Annotated in this window: 13 protein-coding genes; 7 read left to right on the top strand and 6 right to left on the bottom strand. The window is 72.2% G+C overall.

What is annotated here, in order from left to right; translation table 11 throughout:
• Window positions 1-44: 44 nt before the first annotated feature.
• Window positions 45-2,138 (bottom strand): protein kinase, encoded by a 2,094-nt coding sequence (locus AB0B14_RS04515; protein WP_357521231.1) that lies wholly within the window; start codon window positions 2,136-2,138, stop codon window positions 45-47.
• A 206-nt stretch (window positions 2,139-2,344) separates the two neighbouring features.
• On the opposite strand from AB0B14_RS04515, the gene AB0B14_RS04520 reads away from it, so the two are divergent.
• Window positions 2,345-3,928 carry a methylmalonyl-CoA mutase family protein gene (locus AB0B14_RS04520; RefSeq protein WP_357076383.1) on the top strand — a complete coding sequence of 528 codons (1,584 nt, stop codon included), beginning with the start codon at window positions 2,345-2,347 and terminating at the stop codon, window positions 3,926-3,928.
• Window positions 3,929-4,374: 446 nt separating this feature from the next.
• Entirely contained in the window at window positions 4,375-5,634 is a 1,260-nt protein-coding gene (locus AB0B14_RS04525; RefSeq protein WP_357521233.1) for an amidohydrolase, read from the top strand.
• Here AB0B14_RS04525 and AB0B14_RS04530 read toward each other — a convergent pair.
• Complete coding sequence (locus AB0B14_RS04530; protein WP_357521312.1) at window positions 5,591-6,583, bottom strand: DUF4349 domain-containing protein; 993 nt, start codon at window positions 6,581-6,583, stop codon at window positions 5,591-5,593. The two genes, AB0B14_RS04525 and AB0B14_RS04530, sit on opposite strands and share 44 nt — an antisense overlap.
• 93 nt (window positions 6,584-6,676) lie before the next feature.
• Here AB0B14_RS04530 and AB0B14_RS04535 point away from each other — a divergent pair, with 93 nt between their 5' ends.
• From AB0B14_RS04535 to AB0B14_RS04545, 3 genes are all read left to right on the top strand, one after another.
• Window positions 6,677-7,309 (top strand): MBL fold metallo-hydrolase, encoded by a 633-nt coding sequence (locus tag AB0B14_RS04535; RefSeq protein WP_357076389.1) that lies wholly within the window; start codon window positions 6,677-6,679, stop codon window positions 7,307-7,309.
• 4 nt (window positions 7,310-7,313) lie between these two features.
• A complete protein-coding gene (locus AB0B14_RS04540) occupies window positions 7,314-8,297 on the top strand; it encodes a hypothetical protein (protein WP_357076391.1) in 984 nt (327 codons plus the stop codon).
• Between the two features lie 104 nt (window positions 8,298-8,401).
• Window positions 8,402-9,145, top strand: a complete 744-nt coding sequence (locus AB0B14_RS04545; RefSeq protein ID WP_357076394.1) for a hypothetical protein — start codon at window positions 8,402-8,404, stop codon at window positions 9,143-9,145.
• Window positions 9,146-9,220: 75 nt separating this feature from the next.
• Here AB0B14_RS04545 and AB0B14_RS04550 read toward each other — a convergent pair whose 3' ends face one another.
• Window positions 9,221-9,676 (bottom strand): gamma-glutamylcyclotransferase, encoded by a 456-nt coding sequence (locus tag AB0B14_RS04550; protein WP_357076397.1) that lies wholly within the window; start codon window positions 9,674-9,676, stop codon window positions 9,221-9,223.
• A 106-nt stretch (window positions 9,677-9,782) separates the two neighbouring features.
• Between AB0B14_RS04550 and AB0B14_RS04555 the strand changes: the two genes are divergently transcribed.
• On the top strand, window positions 9,783-11,186 hold the full coding sequence (locus AB0B14_RS04555; RefSeq protein WP_357076400.1) for an NAD(P)H-quinone dehydrogenase: 1,404 nt from the start codon (window positions 9,783-9,785) through the stop codon (window positions 11,184-11,186).
• On the opposite strand, the gene AB0B14_RS04560 is transcribed toward AB0B14_RS04555, so the two are convergent.
• The 3 genes from AB0B14_RS04560 to AB0B14_RS04570 all read right to left on the bottom strand — a co-directional run bounded on the left by AB0B14_RS04560 (window position 11,164) and on the right by AB0B14_RS04570 (window position 13,050).
• On the bottom strand, window positions 11,164-11,781 hold the full coding sequence (locus tag AB0B14_RS04560; protein WP_357521235.1) for a DUF998 domain-containing protein: 618 nt from the start codon (window positions 11,779-11,781) through the stop codon (window positions 11,164-11,166). The two genes, AB0B14_RS04555 and AB0B14_RS04560, sit on opposite strands and share 23 nt — an antisense overlap.
• A gap of 151 nt (window positions 11,782-11,932) precedes the next feature.
• Window positions 11,933-12,265, bottom strand: coding sequence for a helix-turn-helix transcriptional regulator (locus AB0B14_RS04565; protein WP_357076405.1), 333 nt, complete (start codon window positions 12,263-12,265; stop codon window positions 11,933-11,935).
• A gap of 167 nt (window positions 12,266-12,432) precedes the next feature.
• Window positions 12,433-13,050: a DedA family protein gene (locus AB0B14_RS04570; protein WP_357521237.1), complete on the bottom strand. Its 618-nt coding sequence runs from the start codon at window positions 13,048-13,050 to the stop codon at window positions 12,433-12,435.
• A gap of 520 nt (window positions 13,051-13,570) precedes the next feature.
• On the opposite strand from AB0B14_RS04570, the gene thrS reads away from it, so the two are divergent.
• Window positions 13,571-14,788 (top strand): threonine--tRNA ligase, encoded by a 1,218-nt coding sequence (gene thrS, locus AB0B14_RS04575; RefSeq protein ID WP_357521239.1) that lies wholly within the window; start codon window positions 13,571-13,573, stop codon window positions 14,786-14,788.
• Window positions 14,789-14,825: the final 37 nt, after the last annotated feature.

The following is a 14,825-nucleotide window of genomic DNA, read 5'->3' on the forward strand; positions in this document are numbered from 1 at the left end:
CTTGATAGCACGGCGGCGGATCACCGCTGGCGGTTCCCTCCGGCTCAGCCTTCCCCGGTGAGCTGGAACGTCTTGACCATCTCGTCGAAGATCGGCTTGCTCTCGGCGAACTTGGCGTCGTTTGCGGTGAGGTAGAACGAGTACGCCTTGCCGTCCTGTGCCACGCCGAGCCAGATGCCGTGCCGCATGGTGTCGCCCGCGCCGCAGGTGTACTCGAATTCGGCGGCCGGCTTGTCGGCCAGTTGGGTCTCCCTGGAGGCGACCTGCGCGTACGGCTTGACGCAGGAGGTGCTCCTGGTCTGCAGGCCGTTCGCGGCCGTCTCGGCCCAGCGGTTGGAGTCGCTGGACCACTTCTCGGTGATGATGCGGACCTTGCGGCCGCTGTCCTCCGGGTCGATGTAGTCGGTGTACGAGCCGCCGCTGGCCTTCTTCCAACCCTTCGGCACCATGACCTGGATGCCGCGGGCGGTGTGCTCCTGCATCTCGACCGTGGGAGCCGCCGGGGCGGACGCGGTGGGCTGGGCCGCCGGGGTGTTCGGCGGGGGGTCGTCGCCGCTGGACAGGGCCACCACGGTGAGCAGCAGCACGACGGCCAACCCGCCGGCCGCGGCGAGCTGCACCTTGCGGGGCCAGCCCTTGACCGTGCTGACGAGCTGACCACCGGTGGCGCGGACCTTGCCGAGAGCGCCGCCGCCCGGCGCGGCGGGCGAGGTGGCCCAGGGCTGGCCGGTGCCCGGCACCGACCACTGGTTGCCGCCGCCGTAGGTGCCGCCGCCGCGCGGGCTGGCCTGCGGTGCGCCGCCGCCGATTCGTTGGGTGGCCTCCGGTGCGCCGCCGTAGCCGACCTGCTGGGTGGCATCGGCCGGGCTGCCGTAACTGACCCGCTGGGTGGCGTCCGGGTGTGCGCCGGCGTCCACCCGCTGGGTGGCGTCGGCGCTGCCGCCGTAGGTGCGCCCGCTGGGCGACTGGTCGGGGCCGGGCATCGCGCCGGTGGGCGTGTGCAGCGGGCCGGCCAACGCGTCGGCGCTTGTCTCGTCGAACCCGCTGCCGCCGACCGGGGTGACCGGCTGTGGGCGTTCGCCCCGGCGCAGCGCGGCCAGCCGGTCGGTCAGGGACTCGTTCGGGGCCAGCATCGCCGGGCCACCGATCTGGTTGTCCGGCTTCGGCTCCGGCTGGGCCGGTGGGAGGACGGGCACCGGGCGTTGCTGCACCGGCACCACCGCGTACGGGTCGGTGACCGAGTGCACCGAGGTCGCGGTGCTGCCGAGCGGGCCGGCGAGCAGCTCGCGCAGCATGGCCCGGGAGGCGTGCACGTCCAGTCGGCGGGCCGGGTCCTTTTCCAACAGGCCCATGAGCACGCGGGTCAGCGGGCCGCTGCGCTGCGGCGGGGCGGGCGGGTCCTCGACCACGGCGTGCATGGTCTCGATCGGGTCACCCTTGTCGAACGGGGGCCGCCCCTCCACCGCCGTGTACAGCGTCACACCCAGCGAGAACAGGTCGCTCGGCGGGCCGAACTCCTGGCCCATGGCCCGCTCGGGCGAGATGAAGTGCGGCGAGCCGAGCACCATGCCGGGGGTGGTGAGCTGCACGTCGGTGGGCATCCGGGCGACCCCGAAGTCGGTCAGCACGCAACGCCCGTCGGTGCAGATCAGCACGTTGGCCGGCTTGACGTCGCGGTGCAGCACGCCGATCGCGTGCGCCACCTCCAACGCGCCGAGCAGCGCGATGCCGATCTTGGCGACGGCGCGGGGCGCGACCGGCCCGTCCTCGATCACCATGTCGGCGAGGCTGCGGGCGTCCAGCAGCTCCATCACGATCCACGGCCGACCGGCCTCGGTGACCACGTCGTACACCTGCACCACGGCCGGGTGCTGGATGGCGGCGGCGGCGCGCGCCTCACGCAGGGTGCGTTCGTACATGGCGTCGCGGTCGCTGGGGGCCAGCCCCGGGGGCAGGACGACCTCCTTCACCGCCACGTCGCGGCGGAGCAGGGTGTCGGTGGCGCGCCACACCGTGCCCATGCCGCCGTTGCCCACCGAGGACCGCAGCGCGTACCGGTCACCGATGGTGGTGCCTGGTGCTGCGCGGCCGTTGGCGGGACTGACTGGTCCGCCGCTCCACGTCGGGATCTGAGTCACAGAAAAGCCACCGGGGGAAATCGAGGGGGGCTGGGACACAACCCCCCTATCTTGCTGGTTCCGACGCCCGATGCGAAAGCCGACGCGACGGACGTTTGTCGAAGTCGACAGAAAGTACTGCTCCGTTCACCTCCTGTGGGCGGGTCGGAATCCGCTGTGCGGTATCCCTCCCCCCGGCGGCTGCCTGCGCGTCCTACCATCCGGGGATGAGTGAACGGCGGTCAAGCGAGTCCGGTTTTCCGATCAAGGGCGTCTACACGGGTGCCGACCTTCCGGAGGATCTGGACTCCAGGCTGGGCGCCCCCGGCGAGTTTCCGTACACCCGGGGGGTTTATCCCACCATGTACACCTCCCGTCCGTGGACCATGCGCCAGTACGCCGGCTTCGGCACCGCCACCGAGTCCAACGCGCGCTACCACCAACTGTTGCGGGCCGGCACGATGGGCCTCTCGGTCGCCTTCGACCTGCCGACCCAGATGGGCTACGACTCGGACGAGCCGATCGCGCACGGCGAGGTCGGCAAGGTGGGCGTCGCGATCGACTCCATTGAGGACATGCGGCTGCTCTTCGCCGACATCCCGCTGGACAAGGTCTCCACCTCGATGACCATCAACGCGCCCGGCTCGGTGCTGCTGCTGCTCTACCAACTCGTCGCCGAGGAGAACGGGGTGCCCGGCGTGGCGCTCAACGGCACCATCCAGAACGACATCCTCAAGGAGTACATCGCCCGGGGCACCTACATCTTCCCGCCGAAGCCGTCGCTGCGCCTGGTCGCGGACACGTTCGCGTACTGCCGCAAGGAGGTGCCGAAGTGGAACACCATCTCCATCTCCGGCTACCACATGGCCGAGGCCGGCGCGACGCCCGCGCAGGAGATCGCGTTCACCCTGGCCAACGGCGTCGAGTACGTGCGGGCGGCGCTGGCCGCCGGGCTCGCGGTGGACGACTTCGCACCCCGGCTGTCGTTCTTCTTCGTGGCCCGCACCACACTGCTGGAGGAGGTGGCGAAGTTCCGCGCCGCCCGGCGGATCTGGGCCCGACTGATGCACGACGACTTCGGCGCCAGGGATCCGAAGTCGATGATGCTGCGGTTCCACACCCAGACGGCCGGCGTGCAGCTCACCGCGCAGCAGCCGGAGGTCAACCTGGTCCGGGTGGCGGTGCAGGGGCTGGGCGCGGTGCTCGGCGGCACGCAGTCGCTGCACACCAACAGCTTCGACGAGGCCATCGCACTGCCCACCGAGAAGGCCGCCCGGCTCGCGCTGCGGACCCAGCAGGTGCTGGCGTACGAGACCGACCTGACCGCCACCGTCGACCCCTTCGCCGGCTCCTACGTGGTGGAGGCGATGACCGCCGAGATCGAGGCCGCCGCCCTGGAGTTGATGGAACGGGTGGCCGATCACGGTTCGGCGGTGGACGCCATCGAGGCCGGGTTCCAGAAGCGGGAGATCGAGCAGTCCGCGTACCGGATCGCGCAGGAGATCGACTCGGGTGAGCGGGTGGTGGTCGGGCTCAACCGGTTCACGGTGGACGAGGAGGAGCCGTACGAGCCGCTGCGCGTCGACCCGACGATCGAGGCGGCCCAGGCCGAGCGGCTGGCGCGGCTGCGCTCCGAGCGGGACGCCGACGCCGTGACGCGGGCCCTCGCCGACCTACGCGCCGCGGCGGAGGGCTCGGACAACGTGCTCTACCCGATGAAGGAGGCGCTGCGGGCCCGGGCCACCGTGGGTGAGGTCTGCGGGACGTTGCGCGAGGTGTGGGGGCTGTACCGGCCCACCGACCGCTTCTGACCGTTTCCGGTCGCGGACGCGGTGTGTCCGCCGGGCCTGGCGGGTACCGGGACGGGGGAACACGGACGCACACGGTGTGCGCCCGTGGCGGACGGCGCCATGTGAGCGTCCCTATCCGGCTGGTTGCGGAGTGTGGTCGGCTAATTGTCGGAGTGTCAGTTCATCACCCCGACTAATGCGACAATTCGCACCAGGACCCGCGCGTGTGCCACCAGCTTCACGGCCGCCGCGATTGGTTACGCGTTGTAGGAGGTGAGGGACGGATGGCGGCGTTCGACGGCGATCTACCTGCTGTCCCAGGCATCTCCGAGCGCCCAGAACGGGGCATACGTGACGCTGTGCGGTCTGATCATTACCGTAGCGAGGTTGCGCAGCGTCACCGTCGGAGGTCTAGGCTGTCTGCTGTCCCCGATGATCCATCCGTTTCTACTGATCGAGAATTCGACGTGACGAGTGCGTTGACGCTGCCCACGGATGGCCAGCTGGCGTCGTCCTGGCGGGAGCTGCCCCCGGGATCCGAGCCACTGCCCCGCGAGCTGGACCACCTCCTAGCGCTCCGCGTGCCGGGGCTGATCGCTACCCGCCGTCACCTCCACTCGCACCCTGAGCTCTCCGGCTCCGAGTTCGAGACGGCCGCACTGATCGCCCGGGAGCTCTCGCTGGCCGGGCTCAACCCGCGCCTGCTGCCCAAGGGCAACGGCGTGATCTGCGACGTCAACGGCCGGCCGGACGGCCCCGTGGTCGCACTGCGCGCCGACATCGACGCCCTGCCACTCGACGACTCCAAGGACGTGCCCTACCGGTCGACAGTGGCGGGCGTCTGCCACGCCTGCGGCCACGACGTGCACACCACGATCCTGCTCGGCGTCGGCATGCTGCTGGCCCAACTCGCGGACCTCGGTGAGTTGGACGGGCGGGTCCGGCTCATCTTCCAGCCGGCCGAGGAGATCCTGCCCTGCGGCTCGCTCGAGGTCATCGAGGCCGGTGGTCTGGACGACGTGGTGCAGATCTTCGCGCTGCACTGCGACCCGAACCTGCCGGTGGGGCGGGTCGGGCTGCGGGTCGGCCCGATCACCGCGGCCGCCGACAACGTCACCGTCCGGCTCTCCGGTCCGGGCGGGCACACCGCCCGCCCGCACCTGACCGTCGACCTGGTCGACGCGCTCGGCCGGTTGGTCACCGAGGTGCCCGCCCTGGTCAGCCGCCGGGTGCCGGCCAACAGTGGTCTGCTGCTGGTCTTCGGCCACGCCTCGGCCGGCACCCGCTACAACGTCATCCCCTCCGAAGCGAGCGCCTCCGGCACCCTGCGGGTGATGGACCGCGACACGTGGGAGCAGGCACCCAAGATCGTCGCTCAGGTGGTCCGGGACGTGATCGCGCCGACCGGTGCCACCGTCGACCTGGAATACCTGCGCGGCCGGCCGCCGGTGTCCAACGACGCCCAGGCCATCCAGTTGCTGACCGCAGCCACCGCCGCCGCGCTCGGCCCGCAGGGGATCGCCGAGACACCGCAGAGCATGGGCGGCGAGGACTTCTCCTGGTATCTGGAGTACGTCCCCGGCGCCCTCGCCCGGCTCGGTGTGGGTCGCTCGGGCCCCAACGTCGACCTGCACCGGGCAAGCTTCGACGTGGACGAGCGGGCCATCCCCGCCGGCGTACGCGTCATGGTGCAGACCGCGCTGCGGGCACTGGCGGCGGCGCGCTGACCGGAGCGGTCGGGATCGGGGCCTTCCTGCGCCGACGCAGCACCAGCAGCAGCGCCGCCACCGGCACGCCGAATGCCACGAGCCACGGCAGCAGCGCCCCCAGCACGGTGAGCAGGACGGTCAACGAGACGACGAACGCCCTCCAGCCGCCCTTGAGCCCGACCAGGAAGCCGGTCTCGGCCTTCTCCCCGGTGGCCTTCGCCGCCGGCCCGACGAGCGTCACGGTGATCGTGGAGAGGGCGGTCAGGTCGGCCAGTCGCCGTTTCTTGGCCTCCAGCGACGCCAGGTCGGCCTCGCGGCGACCCAACTCGTTCTCCAACGACACCAGGTCGGTGATCGAGCTGGCGCGGGCCAGCAACCGGCGGGCGCTGTCCACCCTGGCCCGCTGACTGGTGATGCGCGCGTCGAGGTCGACGATCGCCTCGGTGGCGTCCTCGGTGCTGATCTCCCGGCTCAGCTGGCTGCCGCGCGTCGCGATCTCGTCCACCACAGCTGTGAACTTCTCCGCCGGCACCCGCAACTCCAACTCCGCCACCGCGTCGGCGCCGGCACTGCGCCGCTGGTCACCGCCGACGAAGCCACCCGCTCGGGTGACCAGGGCGGTCACCTCCCGGGCTTCGGCGTCCACATCGTCCACCTGCACCCGCATCGAACCGGTGTAGATGATGGCCCGCTGGTCGACCCGCAGGTCCGCCGCGCCGGTGCCGCCCTCCTGGGGTGCCCCGGCCCCGCCCTTCTGCGGGTCCGCCGCGGCCTCGGGTGCTCCCATCGCGTTGTCCCGCTTCGCGGCGTCGCCGTTCGCCGGGGCGTCGGCCGCGGTGCCCGTCGATCCGTCGTCGCCGGCCCCGCACCCGGTCAACAGCAGCGCTGCCGCCAGTGCCGTTGCCGCCAGCAGTGTGCCGCGGCGTCGTACCGCCTGTCCGTCCATCCCCGCTCCCATCGTCGTGATCCGGTGTGGTGATAGCTCGGACGCGGCGCACGCGTCGGCTGGTTCCGGCAGACTGCGCTGAGGACATCACGATTCGATAATCGAGGAGTCACGATGCGGCTCACCAAGTACGCCCACTCCTGCCTCCGGGTGGAACACGACGGGGGAGTGCTCGTCGTCGACCCCGGCGTGTTCAGCGACTCCGCGACGGCGTTGGACGGTGCGGACGCGGTGCTGATCACCCACGAACACCCCGACCACCTCGACCTGGCCGCGGTGCGCCGGCAACTGGACAGGCAGCCGTTCCCGATCCACGGGCCGGCCTCGCTCGCCGGCGCACTCGGCGACACGGCCGAGACGCTGCGCCCGGTCGCCCCCGGTGAGTCGTTCACCGCCGCCGGGGTCGCCGTCCGCGCGTACGGGGGGCGACACGCGGTGATCCACCCTGACATCCCGGTGATCGACAACCTCGGTTATCTGATCAACGACGTGGTCTACCACCCGGGCGACTCCCTGGTGGTGCCCGACGAGACACCCGTCGACACCCTCTTCGCGCCGATCCACGCCCCCTGGTCGAAGTTCTCCGAGGTGGTCGACTTCATCCGCGCGGTCGCGCCCCGGCGCGCGTACGCCCTGCACGACGCCTTGCTCAACGACAACGGGCTGGGCGTGCTCGACCGGCAGTACACCGCGTTGTCCGGCACCGAGTACCAGCGGCTGGAGCCCGGCAGCCGGGTGGACGTCTGACCCGATGCCCGGCCCCTCAGCGGAGCTGGTGCAGCAGCTCTACCGCATCCCACCGGACCGGTTCGTGGCCGCCCGGGACGCCGCCGTGGCCGAGGCCCGCCGGGCCGGCGATCCGGGCACCGCCCGACAGGTGGCCCGACTACGTCGTCCGACGGTGGCCGCCTGGCTGGTGAACCTGCTCGCCATCCAACGCCCGGAGCTGGTCGCCGACCTGGTTCAGCTCGCCGACGCGCTGCGTACCGCCCAGCGCGAGCTGCGGGGTGCCCGACTGCGGGAGTTGTCCGCGCAGCGCCGGGCGGTGGTCGGCGCCCTGGTCGCCGAGGTCCGCAGGCTCGCGGCGGCGGAGCCGGACGCCCCACCGGCCAGCCGGCTGCCACTGGCCGAGGTGGAGGCCACCCTGAACGCCGCGTTCTCCGACGTCGAGGTCGCCGAGCAGGTCCGGGCCGGCCGCCTGCTCCGGGCGACCAGCTACGCCGGCTTCGGCGAGGTGCCCCGGCCACAGCTGAGGCTGGTCACCGGCGAGGACGAGGAGCCGGCGGAGGAACGCCCGACCCGCCGGCCGACTGCCCAGCGGGGGCGTCCCGAGGCGGTGCCCCGCACGGACCGGTCGGCGGAGCGCGCCGAGCAGGCCGAACGGACCGCGCAGCGGGCCGCCCGCGCCGAGCGGGCCCGGCAGCGCCGTGCCCTGGATCGGGAGCTGGCCAAAGCCCGGACCGACCAGCAGCGCGCGGAGGCCGAGCTGACCGAGGCGGCCGGGCAGGAGCGGGACGACGCTGCCGTACTCGATGGGATCGAGGCCGAACTGGCCGAACTGGAGCGGCGGCGGGCGGTCGCCGAGCAGGATCTCAGCCGGGCCAAACTCGCTCGGCGTGCCGCCGAGCGGGCGGTCACCGTGGCGCGGCGGCGTGCGGGTGAGGTGGAGGCGGCGGTCGAGGCGTTGGCCGCCGAAGAGGGGGATGCGGACGCGGGCGGTGGCGCGGCAGACTGACCATCGATGGACGACGACGAGTGTGCGGGCCGTCCAGGGCGGGTGACCCCGGGTCGGGGCCCCGTCGTGGTCGACGGACCGGGCTGCCCCAGAGGGTTGCTCGGATGACACCGGAGCAGGTCGCTGCCGCCAGCAAGCCCGTCGTGCTGGACCTGGGCGACGCGTTCGCCCGGGACCCGGCCACGTTGCGTCGTGCCCGGCTGCTCGGCATCTCCGGCTGGGCGTTCTACATCAGTGGCCGGGCCGGCGCGCTCGGCGACGTGCGGGCCGAGACGGCCGCCGCCGCTCTCGGGTTCATCGCCCCGGACGCGGTCGCCGACGGCTGGGACGCCGCCGCCCGGGTCGTCCCGCCCGTCGAGGTGGCGGCGGCGAGCCTCGCCGAGTGCTGCCGGTGGGGGTCGCAGCAGCTCGATGCCCTGCCCACCACCGAGCGCCTGGCGGTGCTCGTCGAGCGGGCGGTGGCGGCGGCGGACGCCAGCGGGATGCCGCTCTTCGCCGCGTGGCGGGTCATGCCACTGCCGGATCTCTCCCCGGGTGCCCGGAGTGCCGCCGGGCTGCGACTGCTGCGGGAACACTTCACCGGTGCCTACCTGCTGGCCGTACGCGCCGCCGGGATGACCCCGCTGGAGGCCGTGCTGGCCGGCCCGGAGGGGGAGGCCGGGGCGGTGGCCTGCGGCTGGCCGCCGCCCTACCCGCCGATCGGGCCGTTGGTGCGCCGACGACTCTGGGCGGAGGCGGTGACCAACCGTCTCGTCGCGCCGGCGTTCACGGCTCTCGGCCCGGCGGACGGCGCCGAGCTGGTGGAGTTGCTGCACCGCACCCGGGCCGACCTCGCCGCCGGTGTGTGATTGCCGACCCCGGTCGGGCCCGCCCTCCGGTCCGGTCGGCGGCGGGAGCAGACTGGAGGCGTGCGAGACGCGCTGCTACGCCGACGCGGTGCCGGTGGGGCGGGACCGCAGCTCGGTGACGTAGTCGTCCGGGGCGCCCGCCTTCTCGGCGGCGTTCGCGATCTCGGACACATACCACGAGGTCGGCAGGCCGCCCTCGTACCCGTTGAAGACGTAGATCCACGCGGTCACGTCGCCGTCGAGGGTGGAGACCCGGACGTGCAGCTTGCGGTACGTGCCGGCGGTCACGCCCTCGATCTCGTCGAGCTGGCCCGCGTCGTACGGGTGGATGTCGTAGAGCGCCACGAAGACCCGGTCACCGGGCGACTCGACGAGGGTGCTGACCGCGCCCTCCCAGCCGATCACGTCCGCCCCGGCGAAGGTCAGCCGCCAGCCTTCCAGCCAGCCGGTGCCCACCATCGGCGAATGCGGACAGTAGGCACGCATCCGGGCAGGGTCGAGATTTGAGCCGTAGGCGGCGTGATGACGCACGGCGATGACGATAGCCCGGCGGACGGGTGGGGGAGAATACGACAGTGCGTGTCGAATGCGCTCGGGAGAACAAAGTCACTGTGAAAATGGACGAAGGGCGAACGCTGTGAGCCGGATCGTGATCATCGGCGGGGGGCCGGCCGGGTACGAGGCGGCCCTGGTCGCCGCCCAGCTGGACGCCGATGTCACAGTGGTCGAGGCCGACGGGGCGGGCGGCGCGTGTGTGCTCTCCGACTGCGTACCGTCGAAGACGTTCATCGCCAGCTCCCAGGTGGTCACCGGCTACCGGGACACCGAGGAGTTCGGGGTGCACTCGGACGGCCTGGAGGCGGTCACCGTCGACGCGCGGGCCGTGCACGAGCGGGTCAAGCGGTTGGCGCTGGCGCAGTCCGCCGACATCCACGCCAAGCTGCTCAAGGCCGGCGTCACCGTCGTGGCCGGCACCGCGCGGCTCGGCGAGGACGCCCTCGGGCACACCCACCGGGTCGTCGTGACTCCCGCGGACGGCGGCGAGGAATACTCCATCGCGGCGACCACCGTGCTGGTGGCCACCGGCTCGACACCCCGCCAGTTGCCCACCGCCGTCCCGGACGGCGAGCGCATCCTGACCTGGCGCCAGGTGTACGACCTACCGGAGCTGCCCGAGCACCTGATCGTGGTCGGTTCCGGTGTCACCGGTGCGGAGTTCGCCAGCGCGTACCTGGCGATGGGGGTCCAGGTCACCCTCGTGTCCAGTCGCGACCGGGTGATGCCGCACGAGGACGCCGACGCCGCGTCCGCCATCGAACGGGTCTTCCGCAACCGGGGCATGGAGATCCTCAACAACTCCCGGGCCGACGCGGTCCGGCGTACCGCCGACGGCGTCGAGGTGGAGCTCTCCGACGGCCGCAGGGTCACCGGCTCGCACGCGCTGATCACGGTCGGGTCCATCCCGAACACGGCCAACCTGGGCCTGACCGAGTACGGCGTGGAGCTGGGCCGGGGCGGCTACGTGACAGTCGACCGGGTCTCCCGCACCAACGTGCCCGGCATCTACGCCGCCGGCGACTGCACCGGGGTGCTGCTGCTGGCCAGCGTCGCCGCGATGCAGGGTCGGATCGCCATGTGGCACGCGCTCGGTGAGGCGGTGCGCCCGCTGCGGCTGCGTACCGTCGCCGCGAACGTCTTCACCGACCCGGAGCTGGCCACGGTGGGCGTCTCGCAGGACGAGGTGGACGCGGGCAAGACCCCGGCCCGGCAGGTGATGTTGCCGCTGTCCGGCAACGCCCGGGCGAAGATGGACGATCTCTCCGACGGCTTCGTGAAACTGTTCTGCCGTCCGGCCAGCGGCCAGGTGATCGGCGGTGTGGTGGTCGCGCCGAAGGCCAGCGAGCTGATCCTGCCCATCACCATGGCCGTGGAGAACAACCTGACGGTCAACGAGCTGGCCCAGACCATCACCATCTACCCGTCGCTGTCCGGCTCGATCACCGAGGCGGCCCGCCAGCTCATGCTGCACGAACTGGAGTGACCCGCCGGGTCTGGGTCATCGCCACCGTGGCCAGCACCGCCACCTCGGTGAGGATGAGCAGGCGTTCGGCCAGGCCGATGAGCACCCGGTCGCCGGGGTAGGCGGACCAGACCATGGCCGCCGCCAGGGCCAGGCTGAACAGGACGAGGGTGCGGAGCGTCCGGGCCGCGGGGGCCAGATCCGGTCGGCGGGCGAGCAGCCAACCGCCGACCGGCAGCGCCAGGAAGGCGACGACCGAGGCGTACCGGTGGACGTACGCGGCGGTGGTCATGGCGGTGCCGGGCTCGTTCGTCGGCACCAGTGCGGCCAGCAGCAGCCCGCCCACCCACCCGCCGAGCAGCAGCTCGGCGGTCCCAGCGCGCGGTCGGGGCGGGCCGGTGCGGCGTAGCCCGTACAGCAGCGCCACCGTGGCGAGCGCCAGCACCACCATGGCGACGTCGATGACGCCGCCCCGGTCGGAGACCGCGAAGTCGCTGATGGTCAGCGCCCACGGGTTGAGGTCGTCGTTGACTTCGAGGTGACCGATCACGGTGAGCAGCGCCGCCAGGGCGATCCCGCCGAGCGCCAGCAGGCCGGTGTTGCGGGTTCCAGGCATGACTCAGCCTGTCGCCGCTGACACCCGAGCCGGATCCGGGACGGACACCGAGATCGCCCCGAGAGACGACCCCTAGAGGCATCCGGAGAGTCGGTGTGGTCCCCTCAGGTGCGGCCGTGTGTTGGCCTCTCCACAGGCGGCCATCGCTCGGTCAGGCAACGTTCAGGCGGATGTTCCCGATGCGGGCGACGACGTCGAGGTGGCCCCCGAGTCCAGTGACGTAGGCACGGAGTGTTTCCAGGCTGGTGTGCTCGCCGTTCTCGATCTGGCTGATCCTCGCCTGGGTTAGCCCGGCGGCCTCGGCGAGCTGGGTTTGGGTCATGCCCAACTGCTTACGGATCTCCGCCAACTGCGCACCGCTGACTGACGCCAACATCTGCTCGCGCTGCTGAGCCCGTCGGGCAACCCGCTCCGGATGATCCCAGGACGGGTCGAGCTCCCGGGCCTTCGCCTTCACGTCCCGCCAGTCAGTTCCACCGGTCATCGTTGTGTGCCTTTCAGGCTGATGAGGTGCTCCTGAAACCGATCGTCCGCCAAGGGTACGGCCGTCCTGCAGAGGTCGAGGAACCACTCCTCGACCTGAGGATGAAGTTTGACGTCCCACATCGTGTCAATATAAGTCCAGCTTATACCCGAAGGGCGGGCCGACACTCAGTCGATGGGGATGTCTGCTCCGGCGGCGCGGGCGTGGCGGGCACTGAGCAGCGTCATGGCCCATCCGGCCGCGGCGAACCCGGCCGCGGCGGCGGTGGCGATGATGGCCAGCCGCCACGCCGACTCGGTGAGCGCGGTGCCGCCGAGGTGCCCGACCAGCGCGCCGTAGGTGGCCCAGCCCAGCGCGGCGACTGCCTCGTAGAGCACGAACAGCCGGTACGGGTAGCGGCTGCGGCCGGCCGAGAAACAGGCCGCCATCCGGCCGCCGGGCACGAACCGGCAGAGCAGGATGACCATCGGCCCGGGTTGGCGCAGCCCCTTGGTGACCCGACTGGCCACTCGGCGGGCCCGGCTCAGCTCGGCGTGCCGGGGTGCCCGCCGGTCCGGTGCGTTGCGTCCGAGCAGGTAGCAGGCCAGGTCGCCGGCGAAGACGCCGAGTGCGCCGACGGCGATGGTGACCGGCAGGTTGAGCCCGCCGTAGACGGTGAGCGCACCACTGGTGATCATGACGATCTGGGTGGGGATCACCGGGACGAAGGCGTCCGCGATCAGCAGGGCGAGCAGCACCAGGTACGCCCACGTCGGCGATGCGACGTCAGTCAGTAGTTCGGGCACGCCTGCCACCTCGCCGAATGCGGCCGATTGGGTGCCCTGAGCCTGACGGCGTGTCCGGCGTCACGGTGGACAGGCCCGGCCCGTCGTGACGGTCGACACGACAGGACCCACCCGGATACAACGAGGCGAACCAGTCTCGGGTGACGGGTCCGGTGCCCGTCCCACCCGTGCCGGACCGGTCGGCGAATCGGCGTACGTCGGCGTACCGTTGACGGGCGCGGCCCACGCCCGTCGGGTCCCCCGTTCCTGACGAATCGGGCCGCGAGGGCCGCCGGCGGGTCCCGCGCCGGCGGCCCACCTCCTCCCTCGCCGCCGCGAATCCGGGTGCGCCCCCGGTCGTCCGGCGAGTACGGTCGCCGTATGCGCAGTGCGGTAGTGGTGACCACGACGCCGGGAATCCCCGGCGCGCCGCTCTGACGTAACCACCGTCGACCAGGCCCCGGGGCGATCCGCCCCGGAGGGCCGCGCGCCGAACGGAGCCCAGGTCGCCTCCGGGTCGTACCCGATCCAGGAGCCCGACATGATCGACCACCGCAGGCTCGGCCGCGAGCTGGACCTCTTCGTCTCCGATCCGCTGGCCGGTGCCGGCCTGCCGATCTGGCTGCCGGCCGGCGCCGCCGCCCGGCATGCCGTGGAGGAGTACCTCCGGGAGTTGGAGCGCGGCTCCGGCCACCAGCACGTCTACTCGCCCCCGCTGGGTAAACGCGAACTGTTCGAACTCTCCGGGCATCTCGGTTACTTCGCCGACGACATGTTCCCGCCGATGCGGCTGAGCGCGGACGACGAGTTCGTGCTCCGGCCGGCGCTCTGCCCGCACCATGCCCTGGTCTTCCGCGCCCGGGGCCGCTCCTATCGCGAGCTGCCGCTGCGGATCGCGGAGTTGGGCGGAATGTACCGCTCGGAGCGTTCCGGGGTGCTCGGCGGGCTGTCCCGGGTACGCGCCATCTCGCTCAACGACGCGCACACCTTCTGCGCCCCCGAGCAGGTGGGCGGGGAGGTCGTCGAGATCCTCCGGCTGATCCGCGCCGCGCACGCCGCGCTCGGCGTCCGTCCGGCCGGCTTCCGGCTGTCGCTGCGCGGACCGGGCGAGAAGTACGTCGGCGACGACGCGCAGTGGGGCCTCGCGGAGGACCTGCTCCGCAGCGCGCTGGCCGGGGTGGAGTACGTCGAGGCGCCGGGGGAGGCGGCCTTCTACGGCCCGAAGATCGACATTCAGATCGTCGACGCCGCCGGCCGCGAGTCGACCATCTCCACCATCCAACTGGACTTCGACAAGCCGGAACGGTTCGACCTGTCGTACACCGACTCGGACGGCAGCCGGCGTCGACCGGTCATGGTGCACCGCAGCCTCGTCGGCAGCATGGAGCGGCTTTTCGCGTACCTCATCGAGGTGCACGAGGGCGCCTTCCCGGCCTGGTACGCGCCGGTCCAGCTGGTCCTGCTGCCGGTCGACACCGGGCAGGCCGATGCGGCGGCCGACCTGGCCCGGCGGGCCGTCGACGCCGGCCTGCGGGTCGAGGTGGACGTCGCCGGCTCGCTGGGCGCCCGGATCCGGGACGCGGCCCGCCGCCGTATCCCGTACCTCGGGGTGTTGGGTGCCCGGGAGGCGGCCGGCGGGCGCCTCGCGCTGCGTCTGCGCGGCGGTCGGTCCCTGGATCCGATGCCCGCGGACGCGGCGCTCGCCCTGATCGGCGGGCAGGTCGCCGCGCGCGCCGCCGAGCTGCTGCCGGTCGGCTGACCCACCCGCCGAGCTGGGGTGGGTCGCCGTCGGTCGC

Origin of the sequence: Micromonospora sp. NPDC049171, from assembly GCF_040648275.1 — a bacterium.
In the GTDB taxonomy this organism is placed as follows: Bacteria; Actinomycetota; Actinomycetes; order Mycobacteriales; family Micromonosporaceae; genus Micromonospora.

Bases quoted from the DNA above. Each gene is read 5' to 3' on its own strand.
- AB0B14_RS04520 (WP_357076383.1), top strand. From the start codon at position 2,345: ATGAGTGAACGGCGGTCAAGCGAGTCCGGTTTTCCGATCAAGGGCGTC.
- AB0B14_RS04565 (WP_357076405.1), bottom strand. From the start codon at position 12,265: ATGACCGGTGGAACTGACTGGCGGGACGTGAAGGCGAAGGCCCGGGAG.
- AB0B14_RS04560 (WP_357521235.1), bottom strand. From the start codon at position 11,781: ATGCCTGGAACCCGCAACACCGGCCTGCTGGCGCTCGGCGGGATCGCC.
- AB0B14_RS04540 (WP_357076391.1), top strand. From the start codon at position 7,314: ATGCCCGGCCCCTCAGCGGAGCTGGTGCAGCAGCTCTACCGCATCCCA.
- AB0B14_RS04545 (WP_357076394.1), top strand. From the start codon at position 8,402: ATGACACCGGAGCAGGTCGCTGCCGCCAGCAAGCCCGTCGTGCTGGAC.
- AB0B14_RS04535 (WP_357076389.1), top strand. From the start codon at position 6,677: ATGCGGCTCACCAAGTACGCCCACTCCTGCCTCCGGGTGGAACACGAC.
- thrS (WP_357521239.1), top strand. From the start codon at position 13,571: ATGATCGACCACCGCAGGCTCGGCCGCGAGCTGGACCTCTTCGTCTCC.